General features: G+C 45.2%; 11 protein-coding genes. 6 read left to right on the top strand and 5 right to left on the bottom strand.

The window, feature by feature from the left end:
• The 3 genes from cydX to ACYX4W_RS02190 all read left to right on the top strand — a co-directional run bounded on the left by cydX (window position 1) and on the right by ACYX4W_RS02190 (window position 3,654).
• Window positions 1-114 carry a cytochrome bd-I oxidase subunit CydX gene (gene cydX, locus ACYX4W_RS02200; RefSeq protein ID WP_012519975.1) on the top strand — a complete coding sequence of 38 codons (114 nt, stop codon included), beginning with the start codon at window positions 1-3 and terminating at the stop codon, window positions 112-114.
• Between the two features lie 179 nt (window positions 115-293).
• Window positions 294-2,075 (top strand): ABC transporter ATP-binding protein/permease, encoded by a 1,782-nt coding sequence (locus ACYX4W_RS02195; protein WP_476074537.1) that lies wholly within the window; start codon window positions 294-296, stop codon window positions 2,073-2,075.
• Window positions 2,068-3,654 carry an ATP-binding cassette domain-containing protein gene (locus ACYX4W_RS02190; RefSeq protein WP_474872296.1) on the top strand — a complete coding sequence of 529 codons (1,587 nt, stop codon included), beginning with the start codon at window positions 2,068-2,070 and terminating at the stop codon, window positions 3,652-3,654. The genes ACYX4W_RS02195 and ACYX4W_RS02190 overlap by 8 nt, the downstream gene beginning before the upstream one ends.
• On the opposite strand, the gene ACYX4W_RS02185 is transcribed toward ACYX4W_RS02190, so the two are convergent.
• Genes ACYX4W_RS02185 through ACYX4W_RS02175 form a run of 3 tightly spaced genes read right to left on the bottom strand, consistent with a single transcriptional unit; the run spans window position 3,644 to window position 7,600 of the window.
• On the bottom strand, window positions 3,644-5,218 hold the full coding sequence (locus ACYX4W_RS02185) for a sugar porter family MFS transporter (RefSeq protein WP_474872297.1): 1,575 nt from the start codon (window positions 5,216-5,218) through the stop codon (window positions 3,644-3,646). The two genes, ACYX4W_RS02190 and ACYX4W_RS02185, sit on opposite strands and share 11 nt — an antisense overlap.
• Before the next feature lies 1 nt (window position 5,219).
• Window positions 5,220-6,221, bottom strand: coding sequence for a LacI family DNA-binding transcriptional regulator (locus ACYX4W_RS02180; RefSeq protein WP_474872298.1), 1,002 nt, complete (start codon window positions 6,219-6,221; stop codon window positions 5,220-5,222).
• A gap of 20 nt (window positions 6,222-6,241) precedes the next feature.
• The gene (locus ACYX4W_RS02175) at window positions 6,242-7,600 is read right to left on the bottom strand and encodes a GH1 family beta-glucosidase (RefSeq protein WP_476074536.1); all 1,359 of its coding nucleotides are present in this window, start codon (window positions 7,598-7,600) and stop codon (window positions 6,242-6,244) included.
• Between the two features lie 205 nt (window positions 7,601-7,805).
• Between ACYX4W_RS02175 and ACYX4W_RS02170 the strand changes: the two genes are divergently transcribed.
• The 3 genes from ACYX4W_RS02170 to nhaC all read left to right on the top strand — a co-directional run bounded on the left by ACYX4W_RS02170 (window position 7,806) and on the right by nhaC (window position 13,354).
• Window positions 7,806-9,068, top strand: coding sequence for a sugar MFS transporter (locus ACYX4W_RS02170; RefSeq protein WP_476074535.1), 1,263 nt, complete (start codon window positions 7,806-7,808; stop codon window positions 9,066-9,068).
• A 12-nt stretch (window positions 9,069-9,080) separates the two neighbouring features.
• Window positions 9,081-11,633: a glycoside hydrolase family 3 protein gene (locus ACYX4W_RS02165; protein WP_476074534.1), complete on the top strand. Its 2,553-nt coding sequence runs from the start codon at window positions 9,081-9,083 to the stop codon at window positions 11,631-11,633.
• 233 nt (window positions 11,634-11,866) lie between these two features.
• Window positions 11,867-13,354, top strand: a complete 1,488-nt coding sequence (nhaC, locus tag ACYX4W_RS02160; RefSeq protein ID WP_476074533.1) for a Na+/H+ antiporter NhaC — start codon at window positions 11,867-11,869, stop codon at window positions 13,352-13,354.
• 139 nt (window positions 13,355-13,493) lie between these two features.
• On the opposite strand, the gene ACYX4W_RS02155 is transcribed toward nhaC, so the two are convergent.
• Both ACYX4W_RS02155 and ACYX4W_RS02150 read right to left on the bottom strand, forming a co-directional pair.
• Window positions 13,494-15,377 carry a GGDEF domain-containing protein gene (locus ACYX4W_RS02155; RefSeq protein ID WP_476074532.1) on the bottom strand — a complete coding sequence of 628 codons (1,884 nt, stop codon included), beginning with the start codon at window positions 15,375-15,377 and terminating at the stop codon, window positions 13,494-13,496.
• 138 nt (window positions 15,378-15,515) lie between these two features.
• Window positions 15,516-18,467, bottom strand: coding sequence for a TonB-dependent receptor (locus ACYX4W_RS02150; protein ID WP_476074531.1), 2,952 nt, complete (start codon window positions 18,465-18,467; stop codon window positions 15,516-15,518).
• Between the last annotated feature and the right edge of the window lie 56 nt (window positions 18,468-18,523).

The raw sequence follows: 18,523 nt of genomic DNA, 5'->3' as shown, positions 1-18,523 counted from the left end.
ATGTGGTATTTCGCTTGGATATTAGGTGTTTTACTGGCGTGCTCTTTCGGCATTATCAACGCCATGTGGTTAGAAGCTACAGAAAATATGGATAGACCGGAAGATCAAGAGTAGAAATGGAAGTAGGCTGGCCGCAAGAACACGCCGTGAACCCGTCAAAGGGGGCTTTGCGGCCAGCCCACCACCCCTTCGAAGAGGGTGAAAAAGAAATCAAATAACGAGAAAGATAGATACGAACAGTGATTAAAGAAAAGGTTCCCAACAGGCAAACACTTACTCAGTGGTGTAAGGAAATGGATAGCGCGCACACGCTTGGCTTGCGCCGTTCTCTTATGTCACAGGTAGCGGTTAAGTGTTTGTCGCTTTTTTCTTTAATTATTGGTTTTTATTACTTTTCTAATATTGCCCAAGACTGGGTGGTGAATAAAACACCCGCCTTACAAAGTGATCTAGCGGGCTTATCTGTTTGCTTGGGAATAACCTGGGTGCTTCAAGGCGTAGCGAATCGCTTGTCGTGCCAAGCGAAAGACTCGGTGCTCAACAAGCTGGAGCAGAAGTTAAGTAAGGTGTTTGTTTCTCGCCAACATGCCTTGGTTCGACAGCACTCAGTTTATTATTGGCAAACCCTATGGTTACAGCACCTACAAGCTTTTACAGATTGGGCGCTGGAATATCGTGTTCAGCAAACAATAGCCGTTGTAGTGCCTTTATTAGCATTAACAGTAATTTTTTATGTCAATCCGGTTATTGGTCTTGGGTTACTAATCACACTTCCTGTTGTGCCGCTTTTCATGATTATTGTTGGTAAGGGCGCAGCTGCACTGCATCGTAAACACTTTGTTGCTCTTGAAAGGTTGGGAAGCTTATTTACAGACCGTTTAGCGGCATTGCCGATGCTATCAAATTTTCAAGCGCATCAAAGACAAACCGGCCTGCTAAAAGAAGCAAGCGAACAGTTAAATACACGCACAATGAAAGTCGTCAGTGTCGCATTTTTATCTAATAGTGTGCTCGATTTTTTTGCCACGCTTGCTGTGGCGTTAGTGGCGGTGTTTATTGGGTTTTCGCTATTAGGTGAGCTTGAAATTGGCCCGGCTATAACCTTGCAGCAAGGCTTATGGGTTTTACTTACCGTACCCTTGTTACTAAGTGAAATGAAAAAACTGGGGCAGGTGTATCATCAAAAAGCTCAGGCTGAAGCAGCGCAAGAAGAACTGGCTCCATTGTACTCACACGTGCCTGATACGATTTCACTACAATCTTATGCTCAAAGCGCTGATAATCCTGAGGAAATGTCACGGTTACTAGATGCTTCTAACTTCAATGTGTTCGACTTGCGCGAGCCTGCTTCACTTAATGGAGGGCACGTACAACCTGCCTTACTAAAAGCTAACTCCTTGATAATCTCAAAAGGCGATAAGGTGCTCCTTAATGGGAAATCTGGAGCGGGAAAAACCTTATTGTTAGAGGCGCTTAGTGGCCAAAGGCCAGCGACCCATAAATTCGAACAGCCAGTAGTGTGGATCACTCAGCACCCAGTCATCACGCCAGGTTCAGTACGGGAGAACCTATGTCTTAACGATACTTACTCCGATGACATCTTAATGGCCGCATTGCAAGACGTTGAACTTGAAGCTTGGCTAACACTGTTGCCCTATGGGCTTGATACTGTGATGACAGACTACCCGCAACTTTCAGGCGGTGAAGCACAGCGTTTGTCACTGGCAAGAGCGTTATTACGTGATGAAAGTATCTGGCTTCTCGATGAACCAACCGCACATTTACCCGATGAGCAACACCATAGGCTAGCTCAGTTGATTAAGCGTTTGGGCGAGAGCAAAACCTTGATATGGGCCTCTCACAAAGCATTGCCAAGTAATTGGTTTAATCAGTTTTGGTCGGTTGAGAAAAAAACGTCACTCAACCAAGCAAATACTGAAGCTAATAATGATCACAGCGACACTGGTATAGAACACGGCAACCACGATTGTGATGTAGCAAGTGTAGTGAAAGTAGTAACCAGTGCTGTGAATAAAAATTCAAATGATCAGAAAAGGAGTTTTGGTTTTGAATAATGGAAAACCCGCTTATCTGACGTTACTACTGGCTCTTTTGCATGGCATAGCGGGGATTAGTATTCTTGTTATTTCTGCTTGGTTTATCGCGATTAGCGCAATAGCGCCAGTGGGGTTTAACTATGTAATACCTGCTGTGGTCATTCGCGCTTTGGCGCTCCTTCGTATTGCGTCAGGTTATGCCAGTATGTGGTTCGGACACAATGACCTCCTAGCACGCATTGCAAAAGCACGGCTGCGCGTTTTTCGTCAGCTAGAAAACAGTCGGATTACTGATAAGGCCTATACCACAGAAGCACTAGCGCAACATACTGAAGAGCTTGCGAGCAAATGGATTGCATGGGTTGCCCCTCTATCAAGCGTTGTATTCATCTTCTCAGGTTTGTGCGTTGCTGCGGTGTACCTCGACCTCCCCGGCGCTTTTTATATTCTGGCGCTATTTGTTGCTTGGCTAGTTTTTGTGGCCGTGCAAGGCGTAAACGCACTAACGCTTGCGAAAGAGGCCAATAAAGCAAACAAACTATTTCGTCAGCAATCTTCCGATTTTTTCAACTGCAGTGCCATTTGGCATCTGGACAAATCGATGATTGAAAATGACCTTGCCTCACCTAACCCTGACAACACTAAAATACCGAGTGCTAGTCAGGTATGGCGCTATCAGCTGGCGCAAAAAGCTAAGGCACAACGAACAGCATGGTGGTTTCAGGGATTAGCGTTTTTATTTGTTGTTTTAGTCATGTCGGGTGTTTCACCCGTAGCGTCGGCCCTTGTATTCGCGCCTATCGCTATAGTCATACCTATGGTTCTATTGGCAGCGCCTGACTGGGCAAGTACAGGCTTTTTAAGTGTAAGTAAATTTGCGCAGTACAAACAAAGCGTCAATGCTCTTAAGCAACTTAAAGCCACGCCAATTAGGCAGTATCGTGATAGAGAAATAAAACACTCACTTAATTTAATTCAGTTTTCTGCTAAAGGTCGACATGCAAGTTTGGTTAATACTTCACTACCTGCGAATGGTGTTGTTTGTATTTCTGGGCCGTCGGGATGCGGTAAGTCTTCATTGTTGCAGTCAATTATTGGTTTGCTGCCAGCTACGGGGCTGCGCGAAATTGACGGCATAGGTATGCCTGAGGGCATGGTAACAAACTGGCGTTATGTAGAGCAGGAACCTATTGTGTTATCAGGCAGTATATCCTTAAACCTAGACCCAGCGGGCAACGATATTTCTCAAAATGAAATGCGTGAATTGTTGTCTGCGCTTGGCCTGGAAGAGATTCTGCCCTTGACGAACTGGGTAGGAAAAGCTGGAAGGCCTTTATCTGGTGGTGAGCGAAAGCGTTTGGCATTAGCTCGCGCAATACTAGCAAAGCCACCTGTTCTTGCTGTAGATGAGCCTTTTGAGGGCTTAGATTCTTACACACAACTAAAGGTGAGTGAGGTACTAAATAGTCTTTCTGCTACCACATTGATTTTAGTTGCATCCCACACAACACCAGACGCGCTAAACGTAAAAACGCACCTTCAACTAGGTGAAGCCGACATTAAAACTTCACTGCAAACACAGTGCGCTATTTCATAGCCTTGTGTTCAAAGTTTCTTGTAATGTCTTCTAAGCTTCTACCCTTAGTTTCCGGAAAGAGCTTAGCAACTAAAATGAGGCTGATTAATGCAAAACAGCCATAAATAGCAAATGTGGTGGCCGCGCCTAGGTTAGCTAGCTCCCACGGAAAGATAATTTGAACTAGAAAGCTGGTTAAGGAGTTAATCACGCCCACCAAAGAGATAGCCAAACCACGCGTTTGATTAGGAAAAATTTCGGCTAACATCGCCCACATTACAGGGCCTAAAGACATAGCGAAAGAGGCTACAAACGCGATAATGCCAAATAGCACTAAGGGCGCGTTCATTGTGATACTGCTGGTAAGCAATGGCTGTTGGTAAGTATCAAACTCTTCACTTGATAAAACAGTTTTAAGCGCCCGTTTAAACTCCACGTCCGAATAATAGACTTGGTTGGTTAGAGGTTCTAATTTGCTTGCTGCGATGGGGGCGTCTTGTTGAATAGTGCTAACGGCAGTTTGTTGAACTTGGTAAGTGGCTTGTTTGAAGCCATAGGTACAGATAGCCATGCTGATTACAACACCGGTCAAACCCACAATGAGTAGTGGCTTTCTACCCCACTTATCAATAGTCATCATTGCCACAACAGTAAAGGCGACATTCACTACACCAATCCATACTGCCTGCATAAAGGCGGCGTTGGTACCCACGCCGCTTTGTTCAAAAATAGTAGGTGCATAGAAAAAGATAACGTTGATGCCGGTAATTTGCTGCGCAATGGCAATAATGATTCCTACCATCAAAGGAAAGCGCATGGCTTTTGCTTTTAAAAAACCAAGGCGCTCGCGTAGTGTCCAAGTCTTCTCATTAAGCGAAGATGCAATATCCTTAACAAGTGCATGGGCTTGTGCCTTATCGAAAAGGCGGTTTATCACCTGCTCTGCTTCTTCTTGCCTTCCTTTTAGTACTAACCATCGAGGGCTACGTGGAATAGTAAATAGTAGGCCAAACCAAAATGCGGCTGGAATGACTTCAAGCCCTAGCATGTAGCGCCACAAATGCGTATCTATACCCCATTCAGTAACCCAACCTGCACCGCTGTTACTCAGCTGTAACAGGTAATAATTAGTGAAATAGGATAGAGCGAAACCAAACACAATGTTGAGTTGATTCACCGATACCATTCTACCTCGGTTTTCTGGGGCGCTTATTTCCGAGATATACAGTGGGGCAATGATGAGTGAACAGAAGGCAATGCCGCCAATAAACCGAGCAAGCACTAACAATTCGAAATTAGGGGCGAGGGCAGAGCCTATGGATGAAAGTAAATACAAGAAAGCCACAAGGATCAGGGCTTTTCGTCTTCCGATAGCATCGCTTATGCCGCCGGCAAAGAGCATGGCAATAAGTGCGCCCAACGTGGGTGAGCTGACCACAAATCCTTGCTGCCAATCACTTAGGTTAAATTCGGCGTCAATAAAGCCATTGGCTCCGGCTATCACGCTGGCATCAAAACCAAATATGAACCCACCAAGGGAAACAATGAGCGTGTAGTATAGCGAGGGAGTCAGGGCTTTATGCATTTTATAATTTGCCTAGTGTGTCCCTATCGACGACTTCAGGAACAAATAAGTGCTCAATTGGGATAGGACTTTTAATGTTATAAACATGTTCAAGCACCCAATAAGCGGCCATTTCTCCCATAGCGTGAATAGGGTTATTAATAGTTGTTAGCTTAGGATAGAGATAGCGCGAAAATAGCACGTTATCGAAACCCACTATGGAAAGCTGAGTTGGGATATCAAATCCAGCTTCTCGTGCCGCCGTCATTGCGCCAGAGGCCATTTCATCGTTTGCGCACACGAGGGCGGTGAAGTCTGGAAAGGTCGCTTGGAGATGCTGCATCCCTTCCTGTCCTGTTGACTCATGGAAGTCGCCTTCGAACAAACTGTTGCTGTCAAATGTAAGTCCCGCTTCTTCAAGAGCTTTTTTGTGACCAGTAAGACGATCGCTCGCATCTTTTTTAAATAGCGGTCCGCTAATGTAAGCTATCTTCGTATGACCTGCGTCAATGGCCGCTTTCGTAGCCAAGTAGCCACCTTTTACGTTGTCTACAACAAAGCAGTTTTGCTCAAGTTCGTCTACTTTTCGGTTAATCACTACAACCGGGACTTTGCTGTCGACCAGCTTTTTCAAGTATTCGTCAGAGACTGCCTCAGCGTGCAAGATAAGTGCGTCACAACGGCGGCTTTTCAAAAACTCTATAGCTTCGTGTTCACGCTCTTCATCGACGTGTCCCGCGGTTATGATTACATGCTTACCACTTTTCTTTAGCACGTGTTCAACCGTGCTCATCAAGTCACCAAAGTATGAGCCATGCAGTTCGGAAACAAGTAAACCTACACTATTGGTACGGTTTGATGCCAGAGATTGCGCAATAGCGTTGGGCTGATAGCCCAGCGATGCCATAGCGTCTTCCACTTTTTTACGCGTGCGTTCGCTTACTTTCGCGTTTCCATTCATAACGCGAGAGACGGTAGCCAGCGATACCCCAGCTGCTTCTGATACTTGGTAAATTGTTGCCATACGGTTTCTAGTAATTGTCCTTATTTAATACCGCTAATGTACCCATTTATGCGACTCTTCACCAGTTTTGAATAGGCTAAAGCACTTTGTTTTAAGGTGCGTTTTTGGGTTTCGTAGTCAACATATACAATGCCAAAACGCTTGGAATAACCCAGCGCCCACTCAAAGTTGTCCATCAGGCTCCATGCAAAATACCCGCGAATGTCCACACCCTTTTCCATTGCTTGATTTACGGCATTTAAGTGAGTGTGAAAATAAGCGGTACGCGTATCATCTATAACTTCACCGTCATTAAGGACATCATCCATGGCCGCACCGTTTTCTGTAATGTAAATGGGCGGTAAGTCATAGCGCTCATTAAGATCAACGAGCAGTTCGGTAAACGCGTCAGGGGTAATTTCCCAGCCCATTGCTGTTAGCTCATTTGTTGCTGGTGGAACAATTTCAAACCAATTATTTCCATCACTTTGATACAGAGTGCGTGTGTAGAAATTGATACCCAAATAATCGATAGGTTGAGAAATGATATCCATATCACCTTCAAGTATTTCTGGTTTGCTATCAGTATCGAGCATGTCGATAATATCGGGGTATCTACCTTCTATTATCGGCTTTAAATACCACTGGTTATGGTAGTCGTCGGCCAGTTTAGCTGCGTGCTTATCTTCGTTAGAATTCGTCGTGGTATGGCAGTTACTAAAGTTAAGCACAATACCGTTTTGACTGTTCGGGCAATGGCTATTAAGTACTTTCAAAGCTAACCCATGTGCAAGCAACAGGTGGTGCGCTGCTTTACGCCCGTTGCCCATCCCTGTTTTACCAGGCGCATGAATACCGGCTTCATAGCCTAAATAAGCAGAGCAAAATGGCTCGTTTAAGGTGGCGTAAGAATAGACTTTCTCGCCCAATGCCTTTGCAACGGCCTCTGCGTATTTTTCAAATGCGTAGGCGGTGTCGCGGTTTAGCCAGCCGCCATTGTCTTCAAGGTGCTGCGGTAAATCCCAGTGATAAAGCGTAACGAACACTTTCATACCGCGTTTTACGACCTCGTTAACTAGGTTGACGTAAAATTGCATACCTACTTCATTAACGGTGCCGTCTTGCATCATAACGCGGGGCCAAGAAATAGATAATCGATAGGCATCGACACCTAAGGCATCGATAAGCGCTACATCTTCCTTCCAAAGCGCTACGTGGTCGCACGCTACATCACCGTTAGTTGCATCTGAGATAGCCCCGCTTTTTTCGCAGAATGTATCCCAAATACAGTCCAACCTTCCTTTTCTGTCGCCTTCTATTTGAAAGCTTGATGTAGCTACACCAAACAGGAAGTCTTTAGAAAGCATCATAGAATTGGATGGAAGGTTAATGTCTTTCATCGTAGAAATGTCCTAGCAATAACAATTTCGTCATATTTGCTTTGCGAATTGCTAAGCAAATAACATCATATTTACATTGAATTCGATAACGCTTCATGTAATTATCTACTCAATGTAAGCGCTTACAAAATAATTTGGATAAGGATGTAAGCGCTTTCAAATGTAAATTTATCATTAATCAGAAAAATAGCAACAGAGGTTACTTGTGGACACACCAGTTCAGCCGAATATTTCATCCGCCCAAGAGCAAGGGGCAAACGGTGGCTACCGTTTTGCGCTAATCTCACTTACCACGTTGTTTTTCATGTGGGGATTTATTACATGTTTGAACGACATTCTTATTCCCTATCTAAAAGGAGCTTTTAACCTTAGCTTTACGCAAGCAATGTTAATTCAATTTTGTTTCTTTAGCGCTTATTTCATCGTATCGCTCCCCGCGGGAATGGTTGTGTCGCGCATTGGTTACCTAAAAGGCATTGTGCTTGGCTTAGGTATAGCATGTGTAGGCTGCTTGCTGTTTTTCCCCGCTGCGTCTAGTCAAATTTATGGTGTTTTCTTGTTGGCGCTCTTTGTGTTGGCGTCAGGTATAACCATACTTCAAGTGTCTGCCAACCCTTTCGTGACAGCACTAGGAGACCCTAAAACGGCCTCGTCACGACTTACCATGACTCAGGCATTCAACGCGTTTGGTACCACAGTGGCGCCATTCTTCGGCTCTTATCTTATCTACGGTGCCACAGGCGAGCACGGTGGGGGCACGCCAAGCCCGTCAGATGTACAGGTTCCTTATTTAATTCTAGCGGCGTCGTTACTGCTTCTAGCGCTTATTTTCATGTACTTGAAGTTACCTAAGCTTAACCACACAGGCGCAAATGCAGGTGTATTTAAAGGCGGCGCATGGCACCACAAACACCTTGTTTTAGGTGCGGTTGGTATATTTATGTATGTTGGTGCAGAAGTGGCTATTGGCAGTATGTTGGTTAATTACTTAGCCAGTCCCGCGGTTGGCGGACTAACTGAAGCTGGCGCGGCGAAACTGCTGGCATATTACTGGGGTGGAGCCATGGTAGGGCGCTTTATCGGCGCTGTCGTTATGCAAAAAATCTCAGGTGGTTATGTATTGGCCTTTAATGCTTGTGTAGCAATTGGCCTTATTTTGCTATCGCTTTCAAGTACGGGTGACCTTGCGCTGTGGAGTATATTAGGCGTAGGTTTATTTAACTCAATTATGTTCCCTACCATTTTCAGTCTTGCACTACAGCAACTAGGTAAGGACACACCGCAAGGTTCAGGCATTTTATGTCTAGCTATTGTGGGGGGAGCTATCGTTCCACTCTTTCAAGGTATGCTGGCCGACTCAATTGGGGTTACGCTTTCATTCCTATTACCCGCTTCGTGCTATCTTTACATCGCTTATTATGGCCTTGTAGGAAGTCGCGTGTCTAAATTTCAAACCACTGAAAAGTAACGAGGATTAATAATGCGAAAAAGTCTAATCGCGAAGGTTGTTGCAGGTGCATTGATCAGTGTCTTAGTTAGCGCTTGTGCATCCGATGAAGACGCTTCTTCAGTTAACAGTGCCGTAGAAAAAACGAATAAAGCCAGTGAGATATGGCCTAAGCTAGATATCGAAGTAAAGTCAGCCCCTGCGGTAGAGAAAAAGGTAGATGATATTTTATCTACCATGACGCTTGAACAAAAAATTGCGCAGATGATACAGCCAGAAATTCGCAATATCACTGTTGAAGACATGCGTAAGTATGGGTTTGGCTCTTACCTCAATGGTGGTGGCGCATTTCCGAATAACGACAAGCATGCAACTCCTGAAGATTGGGTGGAACTTGCCGAAAAGCTATATCAAGCCTCCATCGACGACAGCCTAGATGGTTCGACAATCCCAACGATGTGGGGTACCGATGCGGTTCACGGTCATAACAATGTTATTGGCGCCACTTTATTTCCTCATAACATAGGTTTAGGTGCGGCAAATAACCCTGAGCTAGTAGAGAAAATTGCTCATATCACAGCGAAAGAAGTGATGGCGACGGGCATTGATTGGGTATTTGCGCCAACGGTTGCTGTTGTACGTGACGACCGTTGGGGTAGAACCTATGAAAGCTACTCTGAAGACCCAGCGATTGTAAGAGAGTATGCTGCATCAGTGGTTAAAGGTCTACAAGGTGCTGCTGACAAAGACTTTTTAAGCGACCAGCGTGTAATCAGCACGGTAAAACACTTTGTCGGTGATGGTGGTACCGTAGGCGGGGACGATCAAGGTGATAACGTAGCTAGCGAACAAGAGCTATTCGATATTCATGCCCAAGGTTATGTTGGCGGATTAACCGCTGGTGCGCAGTCTGTTATGGCATCGTTCAACAGCTGGAACGGCGACAAACTTCACGGTCATAAGTACCTATTAAATGATGTACTTAAAGACCAAATGGGCTTTGACGGCTTCGTAGTAGGCGATTGGAACGGTCACGGCCAGGTAAAAGGTTGTAATAACGAAGACTGCGCGCAAGCTATCAACGCGGGTCTGGATATTTTCATGGTACCTAACGATTGGAAGGTACTGTACGACAACACCCTCGCTCAAGTGAAAGATGGCACTATCGCGATGACGCGTATCGATGATGCTGTGCGCCGTATTCTTCGTGTGAAAGTACGAGCGGGTCTTTTCGATAAGCCTAGCCCAGCAAATCGACCACTTTCAGGTAACCGTTCATTAATTGGCAAAGCTGAGCATCGCGAAGTAGCAGCACAAGCGGTACGTGAGTCACTAGTACTGCTGAAAAACAAAGATAAAACTCTGCCTCTTTCTGCAACTAAAAACATATTAGTGGCCGGTGATGGCGCCGACAACATTGGTAAGCAGTCTGGTGGCTGGAGTATTACGTGGCAAGGCACCAACAATACTAATGCGGACTTCCCAGGCGGAAGTTCTATTTACGACGGCATCAAAGAGCATGTCGAAAGTGCAGGTGGCAACGTTCAGCTTTCTGTTGAGGGCGATTTTGAAACTAAGCCAGATGTTGCCATTGTGGTATTCGGTGAAGAGCCTTACGCAGAAGGCCACGGTGATAGAGAAACGCTTATCTACCAATACGGCAATAAGAAAGACTTAGCGCTACTTGAAAAGCTGAAGTCTCAAGGTATTCCTGTGGTATCTGTGTTTATCAGCGGCCGCCCAATGTGGGTAAATGCCGAGCTTAATGCATCTGACGCTTTTGTTGCTGCATGGCTACCGGGTTCTGAAGGTGATGCGGTAGCTGATGTGCTGTTTGGCGAACAAGACTTTAAAGGAAAGCTATCTTTCTCTTGGCCGTCACAGCCTCAGCAGATAGTGAATAAAGGCGATGAGGCTTACGAGCCGCTCTTACCTTATGGTTTTGGTCTTACTTTCAGCGATGACAATGTATTAAGCGACACGTTGAATACTGAAATAAAAGTTAGCACTGACAGCAACAAGCCGATGGAAATCCTTAATGGTGCCGTGCAGTCACCGTGGGTACTATGGCTTTATTCAGGTGATGAAACGCTACCTGTGAACGCAAGTACTCACACCCTTGGTGCGCTGACCTACCGCACTGTGGACAAGGTAGTGCAAGAAGATGCACGAAAAGTTACCTTTGATGGCTCTGAATTTGCGGCTATGCGGTTTGCTAGCAAGAGCTTTTTCCGCGAAGATTTAAGCGCACAGCTACTTACAGAAGGAGCGTTAAGCTTTAACGTTAGCCGTCACTCAGATATTAATGCGCCTGTCACCGTAGGTATGAACTGTGAGGGCGAGGGGGATGCTGCGGGCAGCTGTTCAACGCAGATTGATATTAGCGAGCAGCTTAAAGCGATGCCTGCTGATACATGGACAAACGTGAACATTGACCTGCAGTGCTTTGTTGATGAGGGCATTGATTTCACTGGTCTTGTCGTACCGTTTGAGCTAGGCAGTTCAGGTAAGGCAAGTTTGAGCGTAGCAGATATTCAGTTTACGCCAAGTGCGGCAGAATCAGCGAGTATAAGCTGCCAAGAGTAAGTTAAAGCTCTATCACTAGACCTTAAACAACGTCGCCGGGGCAAAGCCTTGGCGACGTTTTTGTTTGTAAAAAGCTCAACCCCCCACTCATTTGCGTCACCGATCTTTTCCCCACGTTACCCCGTAGCTATGTTTATTAAATCTGCAAATCAGTGGCTGGATGATAACTGATTCAAGCAGGGTATTTTGCTAAGTCCTCGTTCACTTCACATGTTTATTTACAGGGTAGTAATATGACAAACGATAAAACGCCTACACCCCATTTTTATCTTGCTTTGACGCCAGTTATTTTAACCCTTTTGATATTGGGTATGCAGATCTTCTACTTCGGCGTGTTCGAGCCTCATATCCCACTTGCCATCGGCATAGCATTGACCAGTTTTGTGGGGACTTATCTTGGTCTTACATGGGAAGATGTACGGGCAGGTATTTTTAAAGTTATCCACGTGGCCTTACCTTCGGTGAGTGTTCTTATTGTTGTTGGAATGATCATAGGTATTTGGATAGCTAGTGGTACTGTACCTACCATTATTTACTATGGGTTAAAGACCCTTTCTCCCCAAATCTTTCTGGCTGCCGGTATGGTTATCTGCGCAGTCGTTTCCGTTTCTCTAGGTACAAGTTGGGGGAGCGTAGGCACCGTTGGTTTAGCGTTAATGGGTATTGGCGAGGGCTTCGATATACCCATGTACTGGACCGCGGGGGCAGTGGTTTCTGGGGCCTTCTTTGGGGACAAAGTATCGCCGCTGTCTGACACCACAAATCTTGCTCCGGCAGTAACCGGTACAGATGTGTTTTCACATATAAAAAATATGATGGCAACAACCATTCCTGCCATGCTAATCGCGTTTTTAATTTACCTTGGCGTCGGCTTCTTCGTTATAGATGCCCAAAGCGTTTCGTTTGCTAAAATTGCGGGTATTACCACGGCACTAGAAGATAATTTCACCATTTCTGGCTGGGCACTTTTGCCAGCACTGATTGTTATGGGGTTAGCACTTAAGAAGATTCCGCCACTTCCTGCATTATTTGCTGGTGCCGTGGTGGGAGGTGTATTTGCCATGTTCATGCAGGGGCAAAGCCTGCAGGCCGTATTCGATTATGCAAATAACGGCTACTCCATTAATACCAATATCGTTGAAATAGATAGCTTACTTAATCGCGGTGGTGTTCAGTCTATGATGTGGACCATCTCCTTGGTGCTTATTGCCCTTGGTTTCGGTGGAGCGTTAGAAACAACGGGCTGCTTACGAAGCATCATTAACGCAATTAAAAGCAAAGCAAAAACCTTTGCCGGTACACAGGTTGCGGCAGTTGGCACTGCCTTTTCCACTAACCTAGTGGCAGGCGACCCATATCTATCGGTGGCTTTACCTGGAAGGATGTATTCTCCCGTTTATCGTGGCATGGGCTATTCCACCCTTAATCTGTCGCGCGGTATCGAAGAGGGAGGAACGCTTATGTCTCCGCTTATTCCTTGGAATGCCGGAGGCGCGTTTGTGATATCGGCTCTTGGTCTTGGTATTTCAGGCGCTAGCTTAGAAAACTTGCTCTATATCCCTCTTGCTTTTGCCTGTTGGACGGCACCTCTGATAGGAATATTTTACGCCTATGTTGGCTGGTTCTCGCCAAAAGCCACAGACGCCGAACGTGAACAATGGAAGGCGTCCGGCGCTGCAATTGCGAAGTTTAACAAAGACGGCACACCCGTTACCGAGTAACGATGGCCTAGAGAAAACAGTAGCGTGGAAAGCACCAGTAGTCATAGTTAAAGCGAGACGCTTACGAAAGTGTTAGGGTTAATTAACCCTGGCACTGAGGTTTGTTCGTCTTGTTTAGCTTTCAACTCTTAGGCTTTTGTCAGTCATCATGACTAAAAATACAAACTCTATTTCTACCGAATCTTTTAGCTACGTATAGTGCATCGTCACATTGATTTATTAGTGTCGACGTTTCAATACCTTTTTGATATTCAGCGATGCCAGCGGAAAAGGTTTGTTCACTGATCTCACTAGAAATACGCAATTGTCGATAGCTATCAAGGATTGAATCTACAACTTTTTTAGCTTCGGAAGCGGAGGTTTTTGGAAGGCATAAAATGAATTCTTCTCCGCCATAGCGTCCAAAAGTATCTGTTTTTCTAATGGAGTTAGATACATGCTCGCAAAACGCTTTAAGTAAATCGTCTCCGCATTCATGGCCGTAGTTGTCGTTGATTGCCTTGAAGTTATCCAAATCGATTAACACCAATGACAAGTCATTTTGATACCCTTTTGCCTCGTTGAGCTCTAACTGTATAACACCGAGTAAACTTCTTCTATTACGAACCCCTGTGAGGGTATCTACAGTCGCTAATGTTTCTTGTTCTCTTTTTAATCTTCGCTGGACAGCATATAGATAGCTAATGAGGACTAGAAGTCCTAATAAAGTCAGCGCACCAGCAGTGAGTATTAAATTCACTCTGTTGCTGTTTGCAAGTTCCAATTGAGATAATTCGTGCTGTTGTTCTAAAAGCTCTAATTTTCGCTCAGCTAACGCACTTTCATAATAGTCGCTAAACAGCTCTTTTCTGTCGTCCGTCTGATAGTAAAGGGTTTGATAAAAGTTCTTACTGTCTCGCAATGCTGATATGGCAGCATCTTTGTTTCCCAACTGCTCGAAAAGAGAAGACTGAATAGATTTGAATTGCGCCCAATGTAAATCAGGCGAGCTGTAATCGTCACTTAAGTTATCAGCAATTATGGCAGACAAAGCGTTAGCTCTTTCAACATCTCCTTGTTCTACTAGCGCTTTAAATCGAGAAATTTGATAGGTGTTAGTATCGTAAGAGGTCGGTAGTGAGGATATAAAACTCTCAGTTTTTTCAATTAATTTATGCGCTTCTTTTACTTTGTCCAGAGCATACAAATACTCAACTTTCAAAACTAGCCCATAGGTGTAGGTATCCCAGTCTTCAATGGATGTAGCGTATTCAATGTACCTTTCAAGCGTATCGAAAGCCTTATCGGATTGATTTAAGTTCTCAAGGCTTCTTCGTTGGCAATCGAGGGCAATTTGGTAATATCGGTGTGGGCTAGCCAACGGCCTAGTAATAAAGAAAGCCTCTGCGCGAGAACACAACTCCAAAGCCCGTTTGCTCTCCCCTAGGTAAGACATATTGAGTCCTATATCAAGCTCCATGTTTTCTATTGCACCGTCTCCAAAGAAACGTTTTTCGGTTAATGAGGGCAATTCGCCCAAGATTTTTGCGCTGGAGTTCAAAGATGCTCTTATTAGTCCCATTCTCGCCAAGAAAATGGATTTAGTCGCAATGGCGTCAAAGTAAAGCTCAGTATCATTACCATTGGCAAACGCGATTATTTCGTCAATTTTGCTATGGGCCAAACGCCACTTTTCTTGAATGGCAAAGTTATAAGCTAACAGAATGTTGTGTCTAAAATATAAAGACGGATGTGAACGCTTTACATCTTGTAGGTGGTCTTTCGGCGCAAGTTTGTATTCTTCGAATCCCGTAGGATGATTAACCGTAGATTGCAGCAAAGCAATGTACACAGATGCAAGGGATGACGATTCAGATAGGGCGTCAGAGTCAGAGACTAATGCCATTAACTCTTTTTCACCGTCGGGTTTACTGCTTATAATTTGGGAATATGCTTGGAAATATTTATCACCGCTAATCGCAAAAGTAGAATTAATTCCCATCAAAAATAGCACTAGCGCGCTAATACACTTCTTATACTTCACTTGTTTACTTCTTCTACTACTCATACCTGAGCTTATGAAGTGAGGTTACCAAAAAATGGCAGAAATGTTTGATGATTTTAGCGGGTTGGAATTAAAAAAGGGCCTTGAAAAGGCCCTTATCGTAAGTGCTTACTAAACTTAGAAGCTGTATCTAGCGCCTAGCGTGTAGCGAGGGCCATACTGACGGGCAAATAAGAATTGCTCTTCAAAGCGGCCATAACCTCGCTCGGTTTCGTCGTTGATGTTCACACCTTCTAGGAACACTGTTAAGTGCTCATTCACATCGTAGTTGATGCTGGCATCAACCTGACCAAAGGTGTCGAACTGGGTGGCTGGGTTATCAGATGAACCTTGCGCTTGACCAATACCAACAACATAGTCTGAACGCCATGCATAAGTGACTTTTACAGACAGACCTTCCTTCTCGTAAAACACTTGGAAGTTAGCTGAATCACTGATACCTACTAGCGGGTTTTGCTGTTCTAGATTGTACGGGTCGTACTCTACGTCACCGTCAACCAGCGTTGCGTTAGCGCCAAAACCAAAGCCCGTTTCACCAAATGTGTGTTGAACAGCAAGCTCGATACCTTCAACAGTTTTTGATTCATTAAGGTTACGAGGCTTCACCACGTTCCACTCAATAAGTGGGTCATCTGAATTAGGCTCTACTACGCCTTCAGCGTTGGCGTAACCCGCCGACAAGAAGTAATCGTAAATATTGCTGTCAGTAGCTTGGATTCCGTCTGCTTGAAGTGCAGATACCGCTTCTTGCCATCTTGGCCCTTGATAGATGTCGTTTAGACCGTCAAAGGTTTCAAGCGCACCTTGCGTATCGATGTAGTTTTTAACCGACTTTCTGAATAGGCCGACTGACGCATAGCTCGCTTCGTCGTAGTACCACTCGAAAGATAAGTCTAAGTTAGTTGACTCGTAAGGCTTAAGATCGGTACTGCCTTCAGAAACCGTGCGCGAACCAATTTTAGGGCTTCCGCTAAATGAACGACCGCCTTGTAAGAAGCCGATAGGTGCACGGGTAATTGATTTGCCCCAAGAGAAGCGGGCAACAATGTCGTCAGTTACATCAATTTTCACGTCGAACATAGGAAGCAATACATCGTACTTACCGGTAAAGTCTTGCTCTTCAACGCCGTCTTGGAAAACAGTGATCCACTCACCAGCCGCAACCCAGTTAACCTGAATAGGGACGCGTACTTCAGCCGTGCTTGGTACTTCCGTTTCTTCGTAGCGAAGACCTGCGTTAACCTGAACATAGTAATCGCTAACTTCAAAATCCCATTCAGTCTGTACGTAGATTGAGTCTGTTGTCTCTTCTACGTTGCTTACTGAAGGTGCGCCGCTGAAGTACGGGTCGATAGAGTACGCGTTGCTTTCGCCCACAACGTCGGCAGTGATGAATTGAAGCTGACGCGCAATGGCTTCATCAAAGTCAAAGGTGTAATAATAGCCTGGGTTCATGCTCGCACCACCACCATCAAAAGCGTCTAGGAAGCCTGAGGTGTCGTTGCGAACGAACATGCTGTCTGGGAAAATTTCCGTAAACGACGGGCTAAAGCCAGGTCCGCCGCGTAGTCCGCTCCATGCGGTGAAGCCAGTCAAAGACTGTTCTGTGCGAGCTACACCGAAATCGATTTTGACAAGCGGGATATCCCACGCTGAGTTATACCAAGTACCGTCTAACTGCAGCTGTTCAATGTCAGAGCGTCCTGGTGAATAGATGAACTGACTGAAGTTAGAGTCAATTTCACCCGGCAAAATTTCATTAGTGCCGTTATTCCAGTTAACGAAGACCTGAGGGATTTCACCTTCACGGTAGTCATAAATTTTAGATTCTAACTGGTTTGAACCAAGAATGATTTGCCCAGCGCTACCCAATCCTTCGTCATAACCATTGTCGGTTTTGTTGTAAGAATCATGATAATCCAAACGGAAGTGCCAATCGTCATTCACCATCCAGTCTAAGTTTACACCCAGTGAGCGAGCATCGACGCGGGTAGTGTTGCGGCTTGCGGTAAACGAGCCGTCATCGCCACTGATGTCTGCATAAACAGCCGTACCATTTTCATCAAGCTCGTAAGCATTGATGTTAGCACCAAAATTGTTCCAAATACCCCAACCTACACTGTTAGTGCCGGTGGTTGCGCGAGACGCGGTGTAGTCTATGGTTGCAGTAAACGCATCGACAGGGCGGAACTGGAAGGTAACTTGTCCATTTGAACGTTCACGCTGTACATCATTAATGCTGTAGTTCATGTCTTTTGGGAAGAACGCCGCATCTGTAATATTAGTACGGTTGTCAACAACGTTGCTTGGATCTAGCTCAGGCAGTGCATCGTTCTCTTGTAGTACCCAACCTTGAATAGCAGCCGACTGCTGCTGGAAGTCACGCTCTTGGTGTGAAAAAGATACTCCGAACCCGAACATGTCGTCCGCGAAGGTATTGGTATAAACACCCGCAATTTCAGGGGTTACATCGTCACCTTCTTCGTTCGACGTATCGTAAATACCTTTCACTGAAATAGTAGCGTTTTGCCCTGACTGGGAAAGCGGCTTCATAGTAATGATATTTACCGTAGCACCTAAGCCTCCGCTCGGGTTTTCTGCTCGGGCAGTTTTTTGAAGCTCTAGCGTGCTTACGCCTTCAGATGAAAGGTTAGCAAGGTCAAAAGAACGGGTAAAACCGGTCCCCGGCATTTGGCGGCCATTTAGGGTTACCAGATTGAATTCTGGGCCGAAACCACGAACAGTAATTTGGCTACCTTCACCGTTATTTCGGCTGATGGTGACACCGGTAATGCGTTGCAGTGCTTCCGCTAGGTTTGTATCAGGAAATTTACCTAGCTCTTCAGCTGATATGGCGTCTACTACACCACTTGAGCTGCGCTTTAAATCCATTGAACGGATCATGCTGCCGCGAATACCACTAACTTGAATAACTTCTACTTCACCTTCTGCAGGTGTTGCAGCTTCTGCTTCCGCTTCTTGAGCATATGCGGGTAGCACAAGAGAAGAGCCCATCAACAAAGCCATTGATGTGGCAAGTTGGGTCTTTTTAAAAGATGTGTTTTTCATAATTGCCCTACTAATTCTTATCAATTTCGTATGTTGCCCAAGCTCCGCTTAGGCAA

The organism is Alteromonas sp. ABH4_454, from assembly GCF_056311775.1.
This window is presented reverse-complemented; position numbering and strand designations above follow the sequence as displayed.